Here is a 16078-nt window from a genome sequence, read left to right on the forward strand (position 1 = left end):
ACCGTTCGGAATTTGCACAACCAGACCCGTTCGTCCTGAGTAGCTGCTGAGCTTGTCGAAGCGGCGTATCGAAGGACAAGCCCCACATGCTTCGATACGGGCCTTCGACTTCGCTCAGTCCCTATTCAGCACGAACGGTTTTGGTGGCTCGGTCCAACCCGGCTTTTTCAAGGCTTTCATGATCCTGACTCCCGAAACCCTCGCCTTCCTGATGGCCGCCGCATTGACGGCGAGTTGCATCGACGCGATGGCGGGTGGCGGCGGGCTCATCACCCTGCCCGCGCTGATGGCTGCTGGCATTCCGCCGGTGCAGGCTGTCGCCACCAACAAGCTGCAAAGCTGCTTTGGCACATTCGGTGCGTGCCTCGCTTATGCCCGGCGCGGGCATATGGACCTCAAAACCTACAGGACGCCGGTGATCGCCGCATTCATCGGCTCGGTCGGCGGCGCATGGCTGCTCCAGCGGGTCGATCCATCGATCCTGGCCGGGCTGATGCCCGCCCTGCTCATCACCATCGCCGCCTATTTCACCTTCTCTCCCAAGCTGGGCGAGGCAGACCGGCACGCGCGCGTCGGCATTGCTGCGCTAAGCGGCCTGATCGGCGTCATCGGCTTTTACGACGGCTTTTTCGGTCCAGGCGCGGGCGCTTTCTACACCACCATCTTTCTGGCGCTGGGCGGCCTGTCGATCCTGCGCGCCACCGCCCAGACCAAGGCCGCCAATTTCGCCAGCAATGTTGCGGGCCTGCTGACCATGGTGGCTGGCGGCCATGTGCTATGGGTCGCGGGCCTCACCATGGCGATCGGCAGTATCATTGGCGGGCAGGTGGGATCGCATCTGGCCATGCGCTTCGGCTCCAGGCTGATCAAGCCGCTGCTGATCATCATGTCGCTGGCGCTGACGACCAAGATGCTGATCGATCCGAAGAACCCGATTCACATCTACCTGTTCGGCTGATCGTCGGACTGGAGCAAGGCGGCGACCCGGCGGCGCAATTCCTCGACGGCGAAGGGCTTGGTCAGCACTTCCATGCCATGTTCGATATGCCCGTGGTTCAACACGGCATTTTCGGCATAACCCGTCACGAACAAGATGCGCAGGTCCGGCCGCAATGCCCGCGCCGCGTCGGCTACCTGCCGCCCGTTCAGCCCACCGGGCAAGCCGACGTCGGTAACCAGCAGGTCTATCCGCGCCGGTGATTCCAGCACCTTGAGGCCCGATGGCCCATCGCCCGCTTCGACGCAGGCATAGCCAAGATCGGTCAGGGCATCGACCATCAGCATGCGGACCGATGGTTCATCGTCGATCACCAGCACCGTCTCGCCCGCTTCGGCTTCGGTGGCGGCGTCGGGCAGGGCCGGACTTTCCTCATCCTCTTCGCCGCGATGGCGCGGCAGATAGACGCATACCGTCGTCCCCTGTCCGATTTCGGAATAGAGGCGGACATGGCCGTGGCTCTGCCGGGCAAAGCCATAGACCATCGACAGGCCCAGCCCCGTCCCCTGCCCCATCGGCTTGGTGGTGAAGAAGGGATCGAACACCCGGTCCAGAATCGTCTTTTCAATGCCGGTCCCGGTATCGCTGACGGACACGGTGACATATTGGCCCGGCGTCAGACCATGGTCGCGCGCGGTGCGATCGTCCAGCCATCGATTGGCGGTCTCGATGGTGATCTTGCCCCCGTCCGGCATGGCGTCGCGCGCATTGATGCACAGGTTGAGCAGCGCATTTTCCAGCTGGTTGGCATCGACCAGCGCAGGCCATAGCCCGCTCGCCGCGATCGTCTCCACCTCGATCTGCGGCCCCACGGTCCGGCGCACCAGTTCGGTAAAGTCGGTGAACAGGCGGTTGATGACCGTTGGCTTGGGCGTCAGCGTCTGACGGCGGGAAAAGGCCAGCAGCCGGTGGGTCAGCGATGCAGCGCGCCGGGTCGCGCCCTGTCCGGCGGCCAGATAGCGTTCGACATCCGCCGTGCGCCCCTCGGCCAGGCGCAGGCCGATCATTTCAAACGCGCCGGAAATCCCGGCCAGCAAATTGTTGAAATCATGGGCCAGGCCGCCGGTCAATTGCCCCACCGCCTCCATCTTCTGCGCCTGTCGCAGCGCGGCTTCCGCTTCCTCCCGCTCGGCCAGCGCCTGCGCGATCCGCGTCTCCAGCGTTTCGTTCAGCTGCCGCAACTCGGTTTCGATGCGAATGCGATGGGTCACATCCTTGAACAGAACCGCAACCTGCTTGTCCTCCAGCGCGCCGATGCGAAAGGAGGAAATGTCGAGATGGCGGCCGGTAGCGATCAGTTCGCGCTGGAAGTGGATCGGCTCCCCGGTACGCAACACGCGGCCATATAGTTCCAGCCAGCCATCGGCCTCGTCCGGGACCAGTTCACGCAATGTCTGGCCAACGACATTGGAAATGCCGGCATGGCGTTCATAGGCGGGGTTCGCCTCGATATGAATATAGTCGCTTAACGGTCCATGCGGCCCGTCGAAAAATTCGATGACGCAAAAGCCTTCGTCCATCGTTTCAAACAGCGTACGATAGCGTTCCGCATCTTCGGTAAATGCCGACATGCCCTGTTTATCCCCCAACCCTATGCTCGCGCGCGCAAGGGCTATAATTTCTGCCTATCACGCAAACGCCTGAAACGGCTAATCTTTCCCTCACCGCGCAATTTCCGTTCCGCTTGCGATTTCGCGTCAATGGGGCGAGAGGAAGGGCCATGAGCGCCCTGCCCATCCATGCCGTCCTGCCCGACCTGCTCGCTGCGCTGCGCACCGGCAGCAACGCCGTGCTGGTCGCGCCGCCGGGGGCTGGCAAGACGACGGCGGTCGCGCCCGCGCTGCTGGACGAACCGTGGTGCAGCGGTCAGGTCTTGCTGCTTTCCCCCCGCCGTCTCGCCGCCCGCGCCGCTGCCGAACGGATTGCCGAAATGCTGGGCGAACAGCCGGGCGGCACGGTCGGCTATGCCACGCGGATGGACAGCAAAATGTCGGCGCGCACCCGTCTGCTGGTGCTGACGGAAGGCATTTTCGTCCGCCGGATTCAGGACGACCCCGAACTGACGGGCGTGTCGGCGGTGCTGTTCGACGAAGTGCATGAGCGTAGTCTGGACAGCGATTTCGGCCTCGCGCTGGCGCTCGACGCGCAGGAGGCGCTGCGCCCGGACCTGCGCATCGTGCCTATGTCCGCAACCCTCGACGGCGCGCGCTTCGCCGCCTTGCTGGGCGACGCACCGGTGATTGAGAGCGAAGGCCGCATCCAGCCGCTCGAACTGCGTCATATCGGCCGCCATGCGGAACGACGGATCGAGGATGAAATGGCTGCCGCCATCCGCCGCGCCATCAGCGAGGAAGCGGAAGGCGACCTGCTCGCCTTCCTGCCGGGCGTGCGAGAGATTGAACGCACGGCGGAGCGGATCGACGGCGGCCCCTATGACGTGCATCTCCTCCACGGATCGCTTGATCCCGCCGCCCAGCGGGCCGCAATCCGGCCATCACGGGCGGGCGCGTGGAAGGGCATATTGGCGACCAGCATTGCGGCTGTCTCTTATACACATCTAGATGTGTATAAGAGACAGCTCCTCCACGGATCGCTTGATCCCGCCGCCCAGCGGGCCGCAATCCGGCCATCACGGTCGGGCGCGTGGAAGGTCATATTGGCGACCAGCATTGCGGAAACCAGCCTGACCATCGATGGTGTGCGGATCGTCGTCGACAGCGGGCTGGCGCGGCGGCCCCGTTATGACCGGGCGGCGGGCGTCACCCGGCTGGTGACCGAACGGGCAAGCCAGGCGTCGGCGACCCAGCGTGCGGGCCGCGCCGCGCGGCAGCGGCCCGGCGTCGCCTATCGCCTGTGGGAAGCAGCCGCGAGCGCTGGCATGCCGCCCTTCGATCCGCCGGAGATATTGGAAAGCGACCTTTCCAGCCTGCTGCTCGACTGCGCGCTGTGGGGCGTGAGCGATCCGGGGACGCTGCGCTGGCTCGATCCCCCGCCCGCCGCAGCCGTCGCCGAAGCGCGGACCAGGCTGACCGCGCTGGAGGCGCTGGATGGCGACGGTCGGATCACGCCCCATGGCAAGGCGCTGGCGAAACTGCCGCTCAGCCCGCGCATCGCGCATATGCTGGTGCGCGCAGCCGAAATGGGGCTGGCCCAGACCGCCGCGGATATTGCCGTGCTGCTGGGCGAACGCGGCATTGGCGGGCAGGACACCGACCTTACGCTGCGCCTGCAACGCTGGCGGCGGGAGGGCGGCAAGCGGGCCGATGCTGGCCGCGCGCTGGCCAAGCGCTGGGCGGGTCTTGTGGCGACGCCCAACCGTCTTGCTCCCCTCCCGCTTGCGAGAGGGGTCGGGGGAGGGTCTGTACCAGCTAATCTGGCGACACGCCCTCCCCTAACCCCTCCCGCAAGCGGGAGGGGGACAGTCAGCGCGACGGAAGCCACCGGCCTCTGCCTTGCGCTCGCCTTTCCCGATCGCGTGTCGAAACGCCGCTCCGCCGATGGCGCGGACTGGGCCAGTGTGGGCGGACGCGGTTTCCGGCTCGACCCCCTGTCGCCGCTCGCCCGCGAAGAATGGCTGGCGGTGGGAGAGGTGCAGGGCAGCGCGGCAGGCGCGCGCATCCTGTCCGCCGCGCCGATCGGCGAAGCGGACGTGCTGGCGCTGTTTCCGGACCGGATCATCACCAGCCGCACCGTCCGCTTCCGCCCCGCCAATGGCGGGATAGAGGCGCTGCGGGAACGGCGGCTGGGCGCGGTGCGCCTGTCGTCAGGCTCCGACGACCGGCCCGATCCGGCGGCGGTGGCGGCGGCGTTGCTGGACGGCGTGCGGCAGGGGGGCCTCGATCTCCTCCCCTGGTCGGAGGCCGCGCAGTCGCTGCGGATGCGCGCCGACTTTGCCGGGGTGGAGGCTCTGTCCGATGCCGCCCTGATCGCCAGCCTGGACGAATGGCTCCCGCCGCTGCTGGCGGGCAAGCGCCGCCTGTCGGACATCGACCGGTCGCACTTGTCGGGCGTGCTGGACGGCCTGATCGGCTGGGACGGCAAGCAGCAGGTGGACCGGCTCGCTCCGCCCGATTTCCGCTCTCCAGCAGGCAGCACCCATGCGATCGACTATATGGCCGATGGCGGCCCGCGCGTCGAATTGCGGGTACAGGCGCTCTACGGCCTGGCCGAGCATCCGACCGTGGGCAGCGCGCGCATCCCGCTCGTCCTGTCGCTCACCTCGCCCGCTGGCCGCCCGATCCAGACGACGCGCGACCTGCCCGGCTTCTGGGCGGGCAACTGGCGCGATGTGGCGAAGGAAATGCGCGGCCGCTACCCCCGGCACCCATGGCCCGACGATCCGACCGCCGCCCCGCCCACGCTGCGCACCAAGCGCGCCGATGCCCGCACGCGCACTTGACTTCACGCCGGACGCTGGTGCAACGCAGCATGACGATTTACCGGAGTCTTTCGCGATGAGCGCGCGCATTTACCAGATCCAGAAGAACGCCCTGCAATCGGGCAAGGCGCTGACCCATAAATGGGTGCTGGAATATGCACCGGCAGAAGCGAAGCAGGCCGATCCGTTGACCGGATGGGCAGGCTCCGGCGACACGCAACAGCAGCTCAAGCTCAGCTTCCCCTCGCAGGAAGCCGCCATCGCCTATGCGCAAAAGCAGGGCGTGCCCTACACCGTGATAGCGACACCCCCCAAGACGCTGAAATTGCAGGCCTACGCCGACAATTTCCGCTAAAGGCGCAAAAACACCGTGCAAATTCGGGCGCGATGCTGCCCGATTACCGCCTTATTCCCTTGCCATAGGGCAGGCCAAGGCGGCAAAAGCCGTGCTTTACGGAAAGACAGAAGCAAAAGATGACGGATCGCACCGAAATTTTCGACAGCGTCGCCGCGCAGGTCGCCCCCTTCAACAAGAAGGGCGTCGCGCTGACCGAAACCACCACCTTTGCCGGCGATCTGGAATGGGACAGCCTGACGGTCATGGATTTTGTCGCCGCGATCGAGGATGAATTCGACATTCTGATCACCATGAACATGCAGGCGGAAATTGAGACGGTCGGCCAGCTGGTCGATGCCGTCGCGAAGCTGAAGGCCGCCTGAGTTTGTCGTCACCCCGGACTTGATCCGGGGTCCAGTGCGCCAGGCACTCCGCATGGAACGCTGGATGCCGGATCAGGTCCGGCATGACGAATTGGGAAAGACAGAAGAGATATGACCGACACCGCCACTGAAACCCGCGACCTGCTGTCCAAATTCGATCCCCTGATCGCCGAGCGGCAGGCGCTGCTCGACACCGGCGTGCGCGATCCTTTCTCGATCGTGATGGATCAGGTGCTTTCGCCCACGCGCGCGATCATCAAGGGCAAGGAAACCATCCTGCTGGGCACCTATAATTATATGGGGATGACCTTCGACCCGGACGTGGTCGCGGCGGGCAAGAAAGCGCTGGACGAATTTGGCGCTGGCACGACCGGCAGCCGCGTCCTCAACGGCACCTATCAGGGCCATCGCGAAGTCGAGGACGCGCTCAAGGAATTTTACGGCACATCGTCCGCCATGGTCTTTTCGACCGGCTATCAGGCCAATCTGGGCATGATTTCGACGCTGGCCGGACGCGGCGACTATGTCGTGCTGGACGCTGACAGCCATGCGTCCATCTATGATGGCTGCTTCCTGGGCGACGCGGAAATCGTCCGCTTCCGCCACAACAGCGTCGAGGATCTGGACAAGCGCCTGGGCCGCCTGCCCGCCGACGCGCTCAAGCTGGTCGTGCTGGAAGGCGTCTATTCGATGCTGGGCGACATTGCCCCCCTGCCCGACATGGTGGCCGCGGTGCGCAAGCATCAAAATTGCATGATCCTGGTCGATGAAGCGCATGGCATGGGCTTTTTCGGTCCCAATGGCCGGGGCGTCTATGAGGAACAGGGCGTCGAAAAAGACGTGGATTTCGTCGTCGGCACCTTTTCCAAATCGGTCGGCACGGTCGGCGGCTTCTGCGTTTCCAACCATCCCAAGTTCGAAATCATGCGACTGGTCTGCCGTCCCTATGTGTTCACCGCATCGCTGCCGCCCAGCGTGGTCGCGACCGCCGCGACCTCCATCCGCAAGCTGATGCATGCGGGCGAAAAGCGCGCCCACTTGTGGAAGAACAGCAAGCGGCTGCATCAGGGGCTGACCGACCTTGGCTTCACCCTGGGCACCACGACGCCCCAATCGGCGATCATCGCGGTGATCCTGACGGATCAGGCGCAGGCCGTGGCGATCTGGCAAACGCTGCTGGAACTGGGCCTCTACGTCAACATGGCGCGCCCGCCCGCAACCCCGGCCGGCACCTTCCTGCTGCGCTGCTCGCTATGTGCCGATCATAGCGACGAACAGGTCGAACAGATTATCGGCATGTTCAAGGCCGCGGGTCAGGCGACCGGCGCGATCGCCTGACCGGCACGCCGTTGATCAGCGCTGTTTCGCTGCTATGCTTGTTCCGCTAGTGTGACGAGTGATGGCGGACAGCGACACTTTGGATCATGAAGGCAGCAGCTTGCGCGTTAAGGCGCGGCGCCTGCTGCCATTCCTGCTCGGCATCCTGCTGGTCGGGTCGCTCGGCGCTTTGCTCTATAGCGCCAGCAATGCCTCGCGCGATCATCAACTGGCGCTGGCAGAACAGCAGCGCAGTTTCGAGATCATCGCGCTGGCCCGCGCGTTCGAGGCTCAGACCGCACGCGCGGAAGTGACGCTGGCCCGCTATGTCATCGGCCTCAACCCCGATACCGGCCGCCTGTTTCAGGACCAGTGGCGCACTGCCGGCGCGCAACTGAAGGCGCTGGCCTTTGCGACGCGCGGCACCGGATGGCAGCGCGGCAATGTGGAGGCGCTGCAAAAAGCCTTCATGGCGCGCGGCAAGACACTCAACGAAATCGGCCTGCGCACCACCTACGACCAGAAGATGGCAGCCCTCGGTCGCTTTCACGAAGCGGGGACGTCGCGCGACCTGAAACGCATCACCGCGCTGCTCAACCGCGTCATAGAGGCGGAAAATCTGCGCCTGCGCGAACGCAGCCTTGCCGTGGCGCTCGCGGGGGACCGTACCGAATGGATGGGGCAGACCTCGCGCCTGCTGGGGCTGGCGATGCTGGTATGTGTGCTGTTCGCCGCCTGGTTCGCCCATGTCGCCTATAGCGATCGCCGCAACGCGCGGCGACTGGCGGAGGCGGAGGCGGAACGGGCCGACCGGCTGGACCTGGCGGTGCGCGCACGCACGGCGGAACTGACCGATGCCTATGAGCGGTTGCAACAGGAATCGATCGATCGCGCGGCGGCGGAGGAAAATCTGCGCCAGATGCACAAAATGGACGCGGTGGGTCAGCTGACCGGTGGTATCGCCCATGATTTCAACAACATGCTGGCCGTTGTTGTCGGTGGACTGGAACTGGCGAAGCGCAATATCCGGCTAAAGCCGCAGGAAGCATCCCGTCATCTCGACAATGCGATGGAGGGGGCCAATCGCGCCTCCGCCCTCACGCGTCGTCTGCTTGCCTTTGCCCGGTCCGAACCGTTGCTGCCCAGCGCAGTCGATCCCGATGCGCTTGTGTCGGGCATGGCGGACCTTATCGACCGCACCATCGGCGACCAGATCACCGTGGCGCTCGCACCCAGGGCGCAGGGATGGCGCATCTTCGTTGACCAGCACCAGATGGAAAATGCGATCCTGAACCTGTGCGTCAATGCGCGTGACGCCATGGACGGGCGCGGGCGGCTGACCATCGGCACCAGCCAGACCGCGCTGGCGGCGGGTGAGGTCGGCGATTGTCAGGCGGGCGACTATGTCGTGCTGAGTGTCACTGATGATGGCTGCGGCATGAGCGCCGAGGTACTGGCGCGCGTGTTCGAGCCGTTTTTCACCACCAAGCCGGTCGGCAAGGGCACGGGTCTAGGCCTCAGCCAGATATTCGGCTTCGTGCGCCAGTGCGAAGGCGAAATCCGCATCGAGTCCGAACCGGGCAAGGGCACCAGCGTTCATGTCTACCTGCCCCGGCGGATCGGCGACGCGGCAGCCGATGCCAGCGAGGCCGCATCCTCCCCGCACGACGCAACGCTTCATCCGCCCACCCGCATCCTGGTGGTGGAGGATGATCCGCGCGTGCTGAAACAGACCATGGCGGCGCTGGCGGAACTGGGGCACCTGCCCATCGCCTGCGATCATCCGTCCAAGGCCGCAAAGCTGCTGGCCAATAATGGCGATATTGGCCTGATCATGAGCGACGTGCTGATGCCGGACCTGACCGGGCCCGAAATGATCCGCGCCCTGCCGCAGCAATATCGCCATCTGCCGGTGCTGTTCGTCACCGGCTATGCGGGCGACGCAACCGCCAGCGCCGATTTTGCGGGCCATGAAGTGCTGCGCAAACCCTACACGCTGATGTCGCTCGCCAATGCCCTGTCCATAGCGCTCAGCGGATCGAACCAGAACGGAACAGTCGCGGCAGCAGAGTGACCGCGCCCAGCAGCGGCCAGCGCCGCTGCCATGGCTTGATGACGATCGCCGTCCCGGCATGGCGGTTGATTTTCCATGCCAGATAATCGATCCCGCCCGCATAGGTGAAGCTCGCCTTGGCCAGTCGCACGACCGACAGCCACTTGCCCCGCCGCTGAAGCGCACGCCAGCGCTGCGCGGCCTGCTCTGGCGACGGGGGCAGGCCATCGGCCAGCGCCGCCTCACCAAAACGACGGTAGCGATCGGGGTCCGCATCAACGATGGACAGCGACCGCCCCTTGCGCTCCGCCCGCAACTCGGCCTGATAGGTCAGGGTGAAGCCCGCCTTCCACAGGGACAGCGCATCCTGACCTTCCGCCATGGGCAGCGCGAGTGACAACAGGGTCGGTGCGGCTTGAGCCACCGCCGCGATGGCCCGCGCCCGCGCATCCTCATCAACCGCCCACAATAGTCGCGACGGCTGCGCAAAGCGCGCCCAGACCGACACATTATCCGCCGCAGGACTGCACAACCGGGCGAAGTCCGCTTCGGACAACACCGCATATTTGGCGATCAAGCCATTATGTTCAAACGGAAAGACATTGGGTGGGATCAGCGCATTGGCCCGCGCCAGCCAGCTTTTGCCATAAGCGGCGCGATAGTCCGACACGATCAGATAGAAATCCAGCATCAGCCCGTCGAGATTGGCCTCCCGCAGGCAGGAGCCGTAGAATAGGACCGCGCGGGCCGCATGCGGATATTGCGCCGCGATCGCCCCGGCCATGGTCGCCGCACGCGGATCGGCGGGCTGGAGCATCTCGGCGGCGACAAGGGGGAGGAGTTGGCTGGACATTGCGCTCCCCTTATCCGTTCGGCCTGAACTTGTCGAAGGCCTGTTCCTGTTCGCGGGACTGTAAAGCGCTTCGACAGGCGCAGCGCGAACGGATTTCAGAAGGCCGCTCGCCTGAAAATCAGCGACAGATTGTTCGCCGGCATGTCCACCATCCTGTCGAGGCGCAGCCCTTGCGCCTCCGCTGCGGTCACGACATCCTCCACCCGGCGCAGACCCCAGCGCTGGTCGCGGGCCTTGAGCGAGGCGTCGAACGCCAGGTTGCTGGGCGCAGTCTCCACATCATCGCGCATATAAGGTCCGTACAGATACAGCGGCCCACCCGGCGGCAGAACCCGCCCTGCCCCCTGCATCAACCCCAACGTCGCGTCCCACGGACTGATATGCACCATGTTGATGCACAATATCGCATCGACTTGGTCGACCGGCCAGTCTCCCGCCGCGTCCAGCCGGATCGGTTCATGCAGATTGGAAAGGTCCGCCTCCGCCCGCCATGCCGCGATGGAGGCCAGCGCAGCCATATCGGGATCGCTTGGCTGCCAATCGAGCGCGGGCAGCGCGGCGGCGAAATGGATGATATGTTCGCCGCTACCGCTCGCCACCTCCAGCACCAGACCGGATGGCGGCAAGGCATCGCGCAGGATGGTCAGGATGGCGTCCGTGTTCCGCAGCGTCGCGGGGGCGTGGCGCTTCTGCGCCTCGCCGCCCGCTTCACCCGGAACCCAGGGCGTCATTCCGCCGCCTGCGCCAGCGTCGGCGCTTCCCATGTCAGCACGGGCTTTCGCGCCGCCAGCGTTTCGTCGAGGCGACGGCGCGGCGCATGATAGGGCGCGCCCTTCAATGCCTGATCCCCTGCCTTGGCCCGCTGCGCCAGGCTGCGCAGCGCCATGATGAACTGGTCGAGGGCCGCCTTGCTTTCCGTCTCGGTCGGTTCGACTAGCATCGCGCCATGGACGACCAGCGGGAAATACATGGTCATCGGGTGGAACCCCTCGTCAATCAGCCCCTTGGCGATGTCGAGCGTGGTAAAGCCATCGGCCAGCCCCTTGTCGCTGAACAGCGCCTCATGCATGCAGGGGCCGCTGCCGCCGAACGGCGCGTCCAGCACGTCGTCCAGGCTACGCAGGATATAATTGGCGTTGAGGACCGCATCCTCCGCCACCTGCCGCAGGCCGTCCGCGCCGTGGCTCAGAATATAGGCCAGCGCGCGGGTGAACATCCCCATCTGGCCGTGGAAAGCGACCATCCGCCCGAACGTGCCGGCATGATGATCCTCGGCCGATTCCTCCTCGATCAGGACGAAGCGATCGCCCTGCCTTTCGACGAAGGGCAAAGGCGCATAAGGGGCAAGCGCCTCCGACAGCACGACCGGGCCGGAACCGGGACCGCCCCCGCCATGGGGCGTGGAGAAGGTCTTGTGCAAATTGATGTGCATCGCATCGACGCCCAGGTCGCCGGGGCGGACCCGGCCGACGATGGCGTTGAAATTCGCGCCATCGCAATAGACGAACGCGCCCGCCGCATGGACCGCGTCGGAAATCGTCTTGAGATCCCGCTCGAACAGGCCGCACGTATTGGGGTTGGTGATCATCACCGCCGCGACGTCCGGTCCCAGCCGCGCGGTCAGTGCCGCCAGATCGACACGGCCCTCCGGGGTCGCCGGAATATCCTCGACCTTATAGCCACAAAAGGCTGCCGTGGCCGGGTTTGTGCCATGCGCGCTTTCAGGTACCAGCACGACGCTGCGCGCGTCACCGCGCGCCTCCAGCGCCGAACGGATCGCCAGCAAGCCGCACAATTCGCCATGCGCCCCCGCCTTGGGCGACATCGCCACCGCATGCATCCCCGTCAGCGTCACCAGCCATTCCGCCAGTTCATGAATCACCGCCAGCGCGCCCTGCACCGTCGATTGCGGAGCGAGCGGGTGAAGATCGGCAAAACCGGGCATCCGCGCGACCTTTTCGTTGAGGCGCGGATTATGCTTCATCGTACAGCTGCCGAGCGGAAACAGGCCAAGATCGATCGCATAATTCTGGCGGCTAAGGCGCGTATAATGCCGCACCGTTTCCTGTTCGGACAGGCCGGGCAAGCCGATCGCCCCACGCGCCAGTCCGCCAAGGCGGGTGGCAAGCTTGGGCGCGGGCGCAAAATCGACGCCGGTGGTATCGGTCGATCCAATCTCGAAGATCAGCGCCTCTTCCAGCATCAGCGCGCGGTTTCCCGTCGCCGTGGCCGGGGCCATATGCGCGTCCTTGACGGTGACGGGCGCGGTGGGACGGCCTTCCTTGAGCATGGTCATGCGACAATCTCCTTGTTCGCGCCGTATTCCCGCGAAGGCGGGAACCCAGTCCCGCCCTTGCGGGTAGCTGAACGGCCGGACTGGGCTGCCGCCTTCGCGGCAGCACTGAGGCTATAAACCGTCATGCCAGTTCCTCCTCCAGCGCCTGGGCCAGCGTTTCGATATCCTCCGCCGTCACCGTCTCGGTCACAGCGACGACCAACCCGTTGCCGACCGATGCGTGTTGCGGAAACAGACGGCCCAGCGACACGCCGGCCAGCACGCCCTTGTCGGCCAGGCTGCGCACCACGTCCCGCGCATCCTTCGTCAGGACCAGCGTGAATTCGTTGAAGAAGCTCTCATTGAGCAGCGTCACGCCCGGCACCTGCGCCAGACGATCCGCCGCCTGGCAGGCCAGCCCATGATTGAGCGCCGCCAGTTCACGCAACCCGCGCTCACCAAGCAGGGTCATGTGAATACTGAACGCCAGCGCGCAAAGCCCTGAATTGGTGCAGATATTCGACGTCGCCTTCTCGCGCCGGATATGCTGTTCACGGGTGGAGAGCGTCAGCACGAAACCGCGCTTGCCCGCTGCGTCCACCGTCTCGCCACACAGGCGGCCCGGCATCTGGCGGACATATTTCTGCTTGCAGGCGAAGAGGCCGAGATACGGCCCGCCAAATTGCAGGCCGACGCCGATCGACTGGCCTTCGCCCACGACGATGTCCGCGCCCATCTCGCCGGGCGGCACCAGCGCGCCCAGCGCCACCGGCTCGGTCACCACCGCGACCAGCAGCGCACCGGCGGCATGGGCGGCGTCCGCCAGCGGGGTCAGGTCGGCAATGCGGCCCAAAATGTCGGGATATTGGACGACGACGCAGCTCGTCTCCTTGTCGATGCCGGCGATCAGCGCGTCGATATCGGGGTCGGCGCTCAGGGTCGGCGCGTCATGCACCAACTGGTCGCCGGTGAACTTCGCCATCGTATTGGCGACCGACACATAATGGGGATGCAGGCCCGACGACAAGATCGCCTTGCCCCGCTTGGTGATCCGCCGCGCCATGCCGATCGCTTCCCAGCAGGCGGTCGACCCATCATACATGGATGCGTTCGCCACGTCGCAGCCCAGCAGGCGCGCTACCTGCGTCTGGAACTCGAACAATACCTGCAACGTCCCCTGCGCGATTTCCGGCTGATAGGGCGTGTAGGCAGTCAGAAACTCGCCGCGCTGGATCAGATGATCGACGCTGGCCGGGACATGATGCCGATAGGCGCCCGCCCCCAGGAAAAAGGGCGCTTCCCCCGCCGACAGATTTTGCCGCGCCAGCTTGCTCATATGGCGTTCGACCGCCAGTTCGCTCGCATGATCGGGCAGGCCCGCGATCTTGGTCGAAAGGCGGGCTTCAGCGGGCACGTCGACGAACAGATCGTCGATCGACGCCGCCCCGACGACGGACAGCATGTCCGCGCGGTCAGTGTCGGTCAGGGGTAGGTAGCGCATCAATTTCTCCTTCTCCCCTTCAGGGGAGGGGCCGGGGGTGGGCGCTGTCCGCTCGACGCGGCGCGTTAGGCAAGCCCCCACCCCAACCCCTCCACTTCAGGGGAGGGGCGATTAAAATATCAAAGGCTGGCCACAAACTTCTTGTAGGCCGCTTCGGTCATCAGCCCTTCCAGCTCGGACGGGTCGGTCATGCGCAGCTTGAAGAACCAGCCATCTTCCTCCGCGTCGCTGTTGACCAGCGCGGGTTCGTCCTCAAGCGCGCCATTAGTTTCGATCACTTCGCCGGAAATCGGCGCATAGACGTCCGACGCGGCCTTCACCGATTCGACCACGGCGGCATCGTCGCCCTTGTCGAACGTGGTGCCTTCGGCGGGCAGTTCGACGAACACGATGTCGCCCAACTGCTCCTGCGCATAGTCGGTAATGCCGACCGTGGCGATCTCGCCCTCGACATCGATCCATTCATGTTCGTCGGTGAAATAGCGGCTCATGGGTCTGTCTCCCCTATCGGACAAAAAATTCAGGCTTTGCGGCGATAATTGTGCGGCACGAACGGCATGGGCGCGACCGTTGCCCCGATGCGCTTGCCGCGCACTTCAATTTCAAGCGCAGTGCCGATGGCACTATGGGGCAGGCTGACCCAACCCATCGCAATCGGCGCGCCCACGGTCGGGGCGAAACCGCCGGAGGTGACGTCGCCCACCTGCACATCGCCGACATAAATCTGTGCGCCCTCGCGCGCGGGCAGGCGACCCTCGATGGTCAGGCCCACGCGCTTTGCGCCCGGCCCGTCCGCCAGTTCCTTCATCACCCGGCCATGGCCGATGAAACCGCCCTCCTCACGACGACGCTTTGGAATCGCAAAGCCCAGATCAGCGCCGATCGTGCCGACCGCAGGGGTCAGGTCATGGCCATAGAGCGGCAACCCCGCCTCCAACCGCAAGGAATCGCGCGCGCCAAGGCCGATTGGCTTCACCTGCGGCAGGGCGCACAAGGCGTCGGCAAAGGCATTTGCCGCATCGGCGGGCAGGCTGATCTCGAACCCATCCTCGCCGGTATAGCCCGACCGGCTGATCCACAGCGGCACCCCGTTCCACTCGAACGCGCCGCACTGCATGAAGGTCAGCTCGGCGGTCCCCGGCACCAGCACGGCCATCGCCTCGCCCGCTTCTGGCCCCTGCAACGCCAGCAGCGCCTGATCGGCCATATGGTTCATGGTCACGGCATCGGGCAAATGCTCGATCATCCAGCCAATATCGTCATATTTGGTCGCGCCGTTTACGACCATGTAGATCGCCGCGTCATCGAACGCCCCATCGCCAAGGCGCGATACCATCAGGTCATCCAATATGCCGCCATCGCGATCCAGCAACATCGAATAGCGCTGGCGAAAGGGCTTCAATCCCTTGACATCGCTGGGCAGCAACAGCTCCAGCGCTTCGTCCACGCCCTCACCCGAAAAGGTCAGTTGCCCCATATGGCTGACGTCGAACAGGCCCGCATGTTCGCGGGTCCAGCCATGTTCGGCCATGATGCCATCATATTGGATCGGCATGTGATAACCGGCAAACCCCACCATCCGCGCGCCGCGCGCGCGATGCCAGGCGTCGAGCGGTAACGCCTGCAGCGGCAGGCTTTCTTCCAGCGTGGCGATATTGTCCGTGGCGGTCATGAAACGACCTTTCCGTAAGAGGGCACAGCGACGATCGACCCGGCCAACGGACCGCCTTTTCGTCACCCCCTCTGTCACGGGAACCTGAGAGCTTTGACCGTCCTTTGCGGGAAACGGCTTACCCCTTCGGTGGGACAGGTTCCCCCGTCCGCTTTCCAGAGCGTCTGCGCGTGATGCGGTCCTTTGGCCTGAGAGATTCCGGGGCGGTTGCTCCTTCGGCGACAGGCTTGGCCTGAAAGGCCGCCCATACTCTCCCGCATCATGCCCGGCGCCGAATCCTCAGCGCCGACGACATGATTTGCATTGCGTCAA

14 protein-coding genes and 1 riboswitch are annotated in these 16078 nt (G+C 65.0%); of the genes, 6 read left to right on the top strand and 8 right to left on the bottom strand.

From position 1 onward, the window contains the following. The first annotated feature begins 178 nt into the window (after positions 1 to 178). The gene (locus tag FE851_RS09860; RefSeq protein WP_130752155.1) at positions 179 to 958 is read left to right on the top strand and encodes a TSUP family transporter; all 780 of its coding nucleotides are present in this window, start codon (positions 179 to 181) and stop codon (positions 956 to 958) included. Here the strand turns inward: FE851_RS09860 and FE851_RS09865 are convergent. Then, positions 943 to 2568, bottom strand: a complete 1626-nt coding sequence (locus FE851_RS09865) for an ATP-binding protein (RefSeq protein WP_145202033.1) — start codon at positions 2566 to 2568, stop codon at positions 943 to 945. The two genes, FE851_RS09860 and FE851_RS09865, sit on opposite strands and share 16 nt — an antisense overlap. A gap of 149 nt (positions 2569 to 2717) precedes the next feature. Here FE851_RS09865 and FE851_RS09875 point away from each other — a divergent pair, with 149 nt between their 5' ends. The 5 genes from FE851_RS09875 (at position 2718) to FE851_RS09895 (ending at position 9486) form a co-directional block, all read left to right on the top strand. Continuing rightward, positions 2718 to 5396: an ATP-dependent RNA helicase gene (locus FE851_RS09875; RefSeq protein WP_261370889.1), complete on the top strand. Its 2679-nt coding sequence runs from the start codon at positions 2718 to 2720 to the stop codon at positions 5394 to 5396. A 55-nt stretch (positions 5397 to 5451) separates the two neighbouring features. Further along, positions 5452 to 5730 (top strand): ETC complex I subunit, encoded by a 279-nt coding sequence (locus FE851_RS09880; protein ID WP_017184145.1) that lies wholly within the window; start codon positions 5452 to 5454, stop codon positions 5728 to 5730. Between the two features lie 119 nt (positions 5731 to 5849). Beyond that, positions 5850 to 6095 (top strand): acyl carrier protein, encoded by a 246-nt coding sequence (locus FE851_RS09885; protein WP_017184144.1) that lies wholly within the window; start codon positions 5850 to 5852, stop codon positions 6093 to 6095. Positions 6096 to 6206: 111 nt separating this feature from the next. Next, complete coding sequence (gene spt / locus FE851_RS09890; protein WP_019051506.1) at positions 6207 to 7433, top strand: serine palmitoyltransferase; 1227 nt, start codon at positions 6207 to 6209, stop codon at positions 7431 to 7433. A 61-nt stretch (positions 7434 to 7494) separates the two neighbouring features. Next, entirely contained in the window at positions 7495 to 9486 is a 1992-nt protein-coding gene (locus FE851_RS09895) for an ATP-binding protein (RefSeq protein ID WP_145202036.1), read from the top strand. Here the strand turns inward: FE851_RS09895 and FE851_RS09900 are convergent. The 7 genes from FE851_RS09900 to gcvT form a co-directional block, all read right to left on the bottom strand. Next, complete coding sequence (locus tag FE851_RS09900; RefSeq protein ID WP_145202039.1) at positions 9443 to 10318, bottom strand: hypothetical protein; 876 nt, start codon at positions 10316 to 10318, stop codon at positions 9443 to 9445. The two genes, FE851_RS09895 and FE851_RS09900, sit on opposite strands and share 44 nt — an antisense overlap. A gap of 95 nt (positions 10319 to 10413) precedes the next feature. Continuing rightward, positions 10414 to 11049, bottom strand: a complete 636-nt coding sequence (locus FE851_RS09905) for a DUF938 domain-containing protein (RefSeq protein ID WP_145202042.1) — start codon at positions 11047 to 11049, stop codon at positions 10414 to 10416. Next, a complete protein-coding gene (gene gcvPB / locus FE851_RS09910; protein WP_145202045.1) occupies positions 11046 to 12614 on the bottom strand; it encodes an aminomethyl-transferring glycine dehydrogenase subunit GcvPB in 1569 nt (522 codons plus the stop codon). Before gcvPB ends, FE851_RS09905 begins: the two co-directional genes overlap by 4 nt. Beyond that, positions 12611 to 12739: a hypothetical protein gene (locus tag FE851_RS26710; protein WP_261370890.1), complete on the bottom strand. Its 129-nt coding sequence runs from the start codon at positions 12737 to 12739 to the stop codon at positions 12611 to 12613. Before FE851_RS26710 ends, gcvPB begins: the two co-directional genes overlap by 4 nt. Next, positions 12736 to 14094: an aminomethyl-transferring glycine dehydrogenase subunit GcvPA gene (gcvPA, locus tag FE851_RS09915; RefSeq protein WP_145202048.1), complete on the bottom strand. Its 1359-nt coding sequence runs from the start codon at positions 14092 to 14094 to the stop codon at positions 12736 to 12738. The genes FE851_RS26710 and gcvPA overlap by 4 nt, the downstream gene beginning before the upstream one ends. Before the next feature lie 119 nt (positions 14095 to 14213). Beyond that, positions 14214 to 14585 (bottom strand): glycine cleavage system protein GcvH, encoded by a 372-nt coding sequence (gcvH, locus tag FE851_RS09920; RefSeq protein ID WP_017184137.1) that lies wholly within the window; start codon positions 14583 to 14585, stop codon positions 14214 to 14216. Between the two features lie 29 nt (positions 14586 to 14614). After that, the gene (gene gcvT / locus FE851_RS09925) at positions 14615 to 15766 is read right to left on the bottom strand and encodes a glycine cleavage system aminomethyltransferase GcvT (protein WP_145202051.1); all 1152 of its coding nucleotides are present in this window, start codon (positions 15764 to 15766) and stop codon (positions 14615 to 14617) included. 166 nt (positions 15767 to 15932) lie between these two features. Next, positions 15933 to 16033, bottom strand: a riboswitch (glycine riboswitch). Between the last annotated feature and the right edge of the window lie 45 nt (positions 16034 to 16078).

It is taken from the genome of Sphingobium sp. B2 (assembly GCF_007693735.1).
Classification (GTDB): Bacteria; Pseudomonadota; Alphaproteobacteria; order Sphingomonadales; family Sphingomonadaceae; genus Sphingobium; species Sphingobium xenophagum.

Coding starts and splice junctions, on each gene's coding strand:
- FE851_RS09905 (WP_145202042.1), bottom strand. CDS start 11,049: ATGACGCCCTGGGTTCCGGGTGAAGCGGGCGGCGAGGCGCAGAAGCGC.
- FE851_RS09900 (WP_145202039.1), bottom strand. CDS start 10,318: ATGTCCAGCCAACTCCTCCCCCTTGTCGCCGCCGAGATGCTCCAGCCC.
- FE851_RS09865 (WP_145202033.1), bottom strand. CDS start 2,568: ATGTCGGCATTTACCGAAGATGCGGAACGCTATCGTACGCTGTTTGAA.
- spt (WP_019051506.1), top strand. CDS start 6,207: ATGACCGACACCGCCACTGAAACCCGCGACCTGCTGTCCAAATTCGAT.
- FE851_RS09880 (WP_017184145.1), top strand. CDS start 5,452: ATGAGCGCGCGCATTTACCAGATCCAGAAGAACGCCCTGCAATCGGGC.
- FE851_RS09860 (WP_130752155.1), top strand. CDS start 179: ATGATCCTGACTCCCGAAACCCTCGCCTTCCTGATGGCCGCCGCATTG.
- gcvT (WP_145202051.1), bottom strand. CDS start 15,766: ATGACCGCCACGGACAATATCGCCACGCTGGAAGAAAGCCTGCCGCTG.
- gcvPB (WP_145202045.1), bottom strand. CDS start 12,614: ATGACCATGCTCAAGGAAGGCCGTCCCACCGCGCCCGTCACCGTCAAG.
- gcvH (WP_017184137.1), bottom strand. CDS start 14,585: ATGAGCCGCTATTTCACCGACGAACATGAATGGATCGATGTCGAGGGC.
- FE851_RS09895 (WP_145202036.1), top strand. CDS start 7,495: ATGGCGGACAGCGACACTTTGGATCATGAAGGCAGCAGCTTGCGCGTT.
- gcvPA (WP_145202048.1), bottom strand. CDS start 14,094: ATGCGCTACCTACCCCTGACCGACACTGACCGCGCGGACATGCTGTCC.
- FE851_RS26710 (WP_261370890.1), bottom strand. CDS start 12,739: ATGACGGTTTATAGCCTCAGTGCTGCCGCGAAGGCGGCAGCCCAGTCC.
- FE851_RS09885 (WP_017184144.1), top strand. CDS start 5,850: ATGACGGATCGCACCGAAATTTTCGACAGCGTCGCCGCGCAGGTCGCC.
- FE851_RS09875 (WP_261370889.1), top strand. CDS start 2,718: ATGAGCGCCCTGCCCATCCATGCCGTCCTGCCCGACCTGCTCGCTGCG.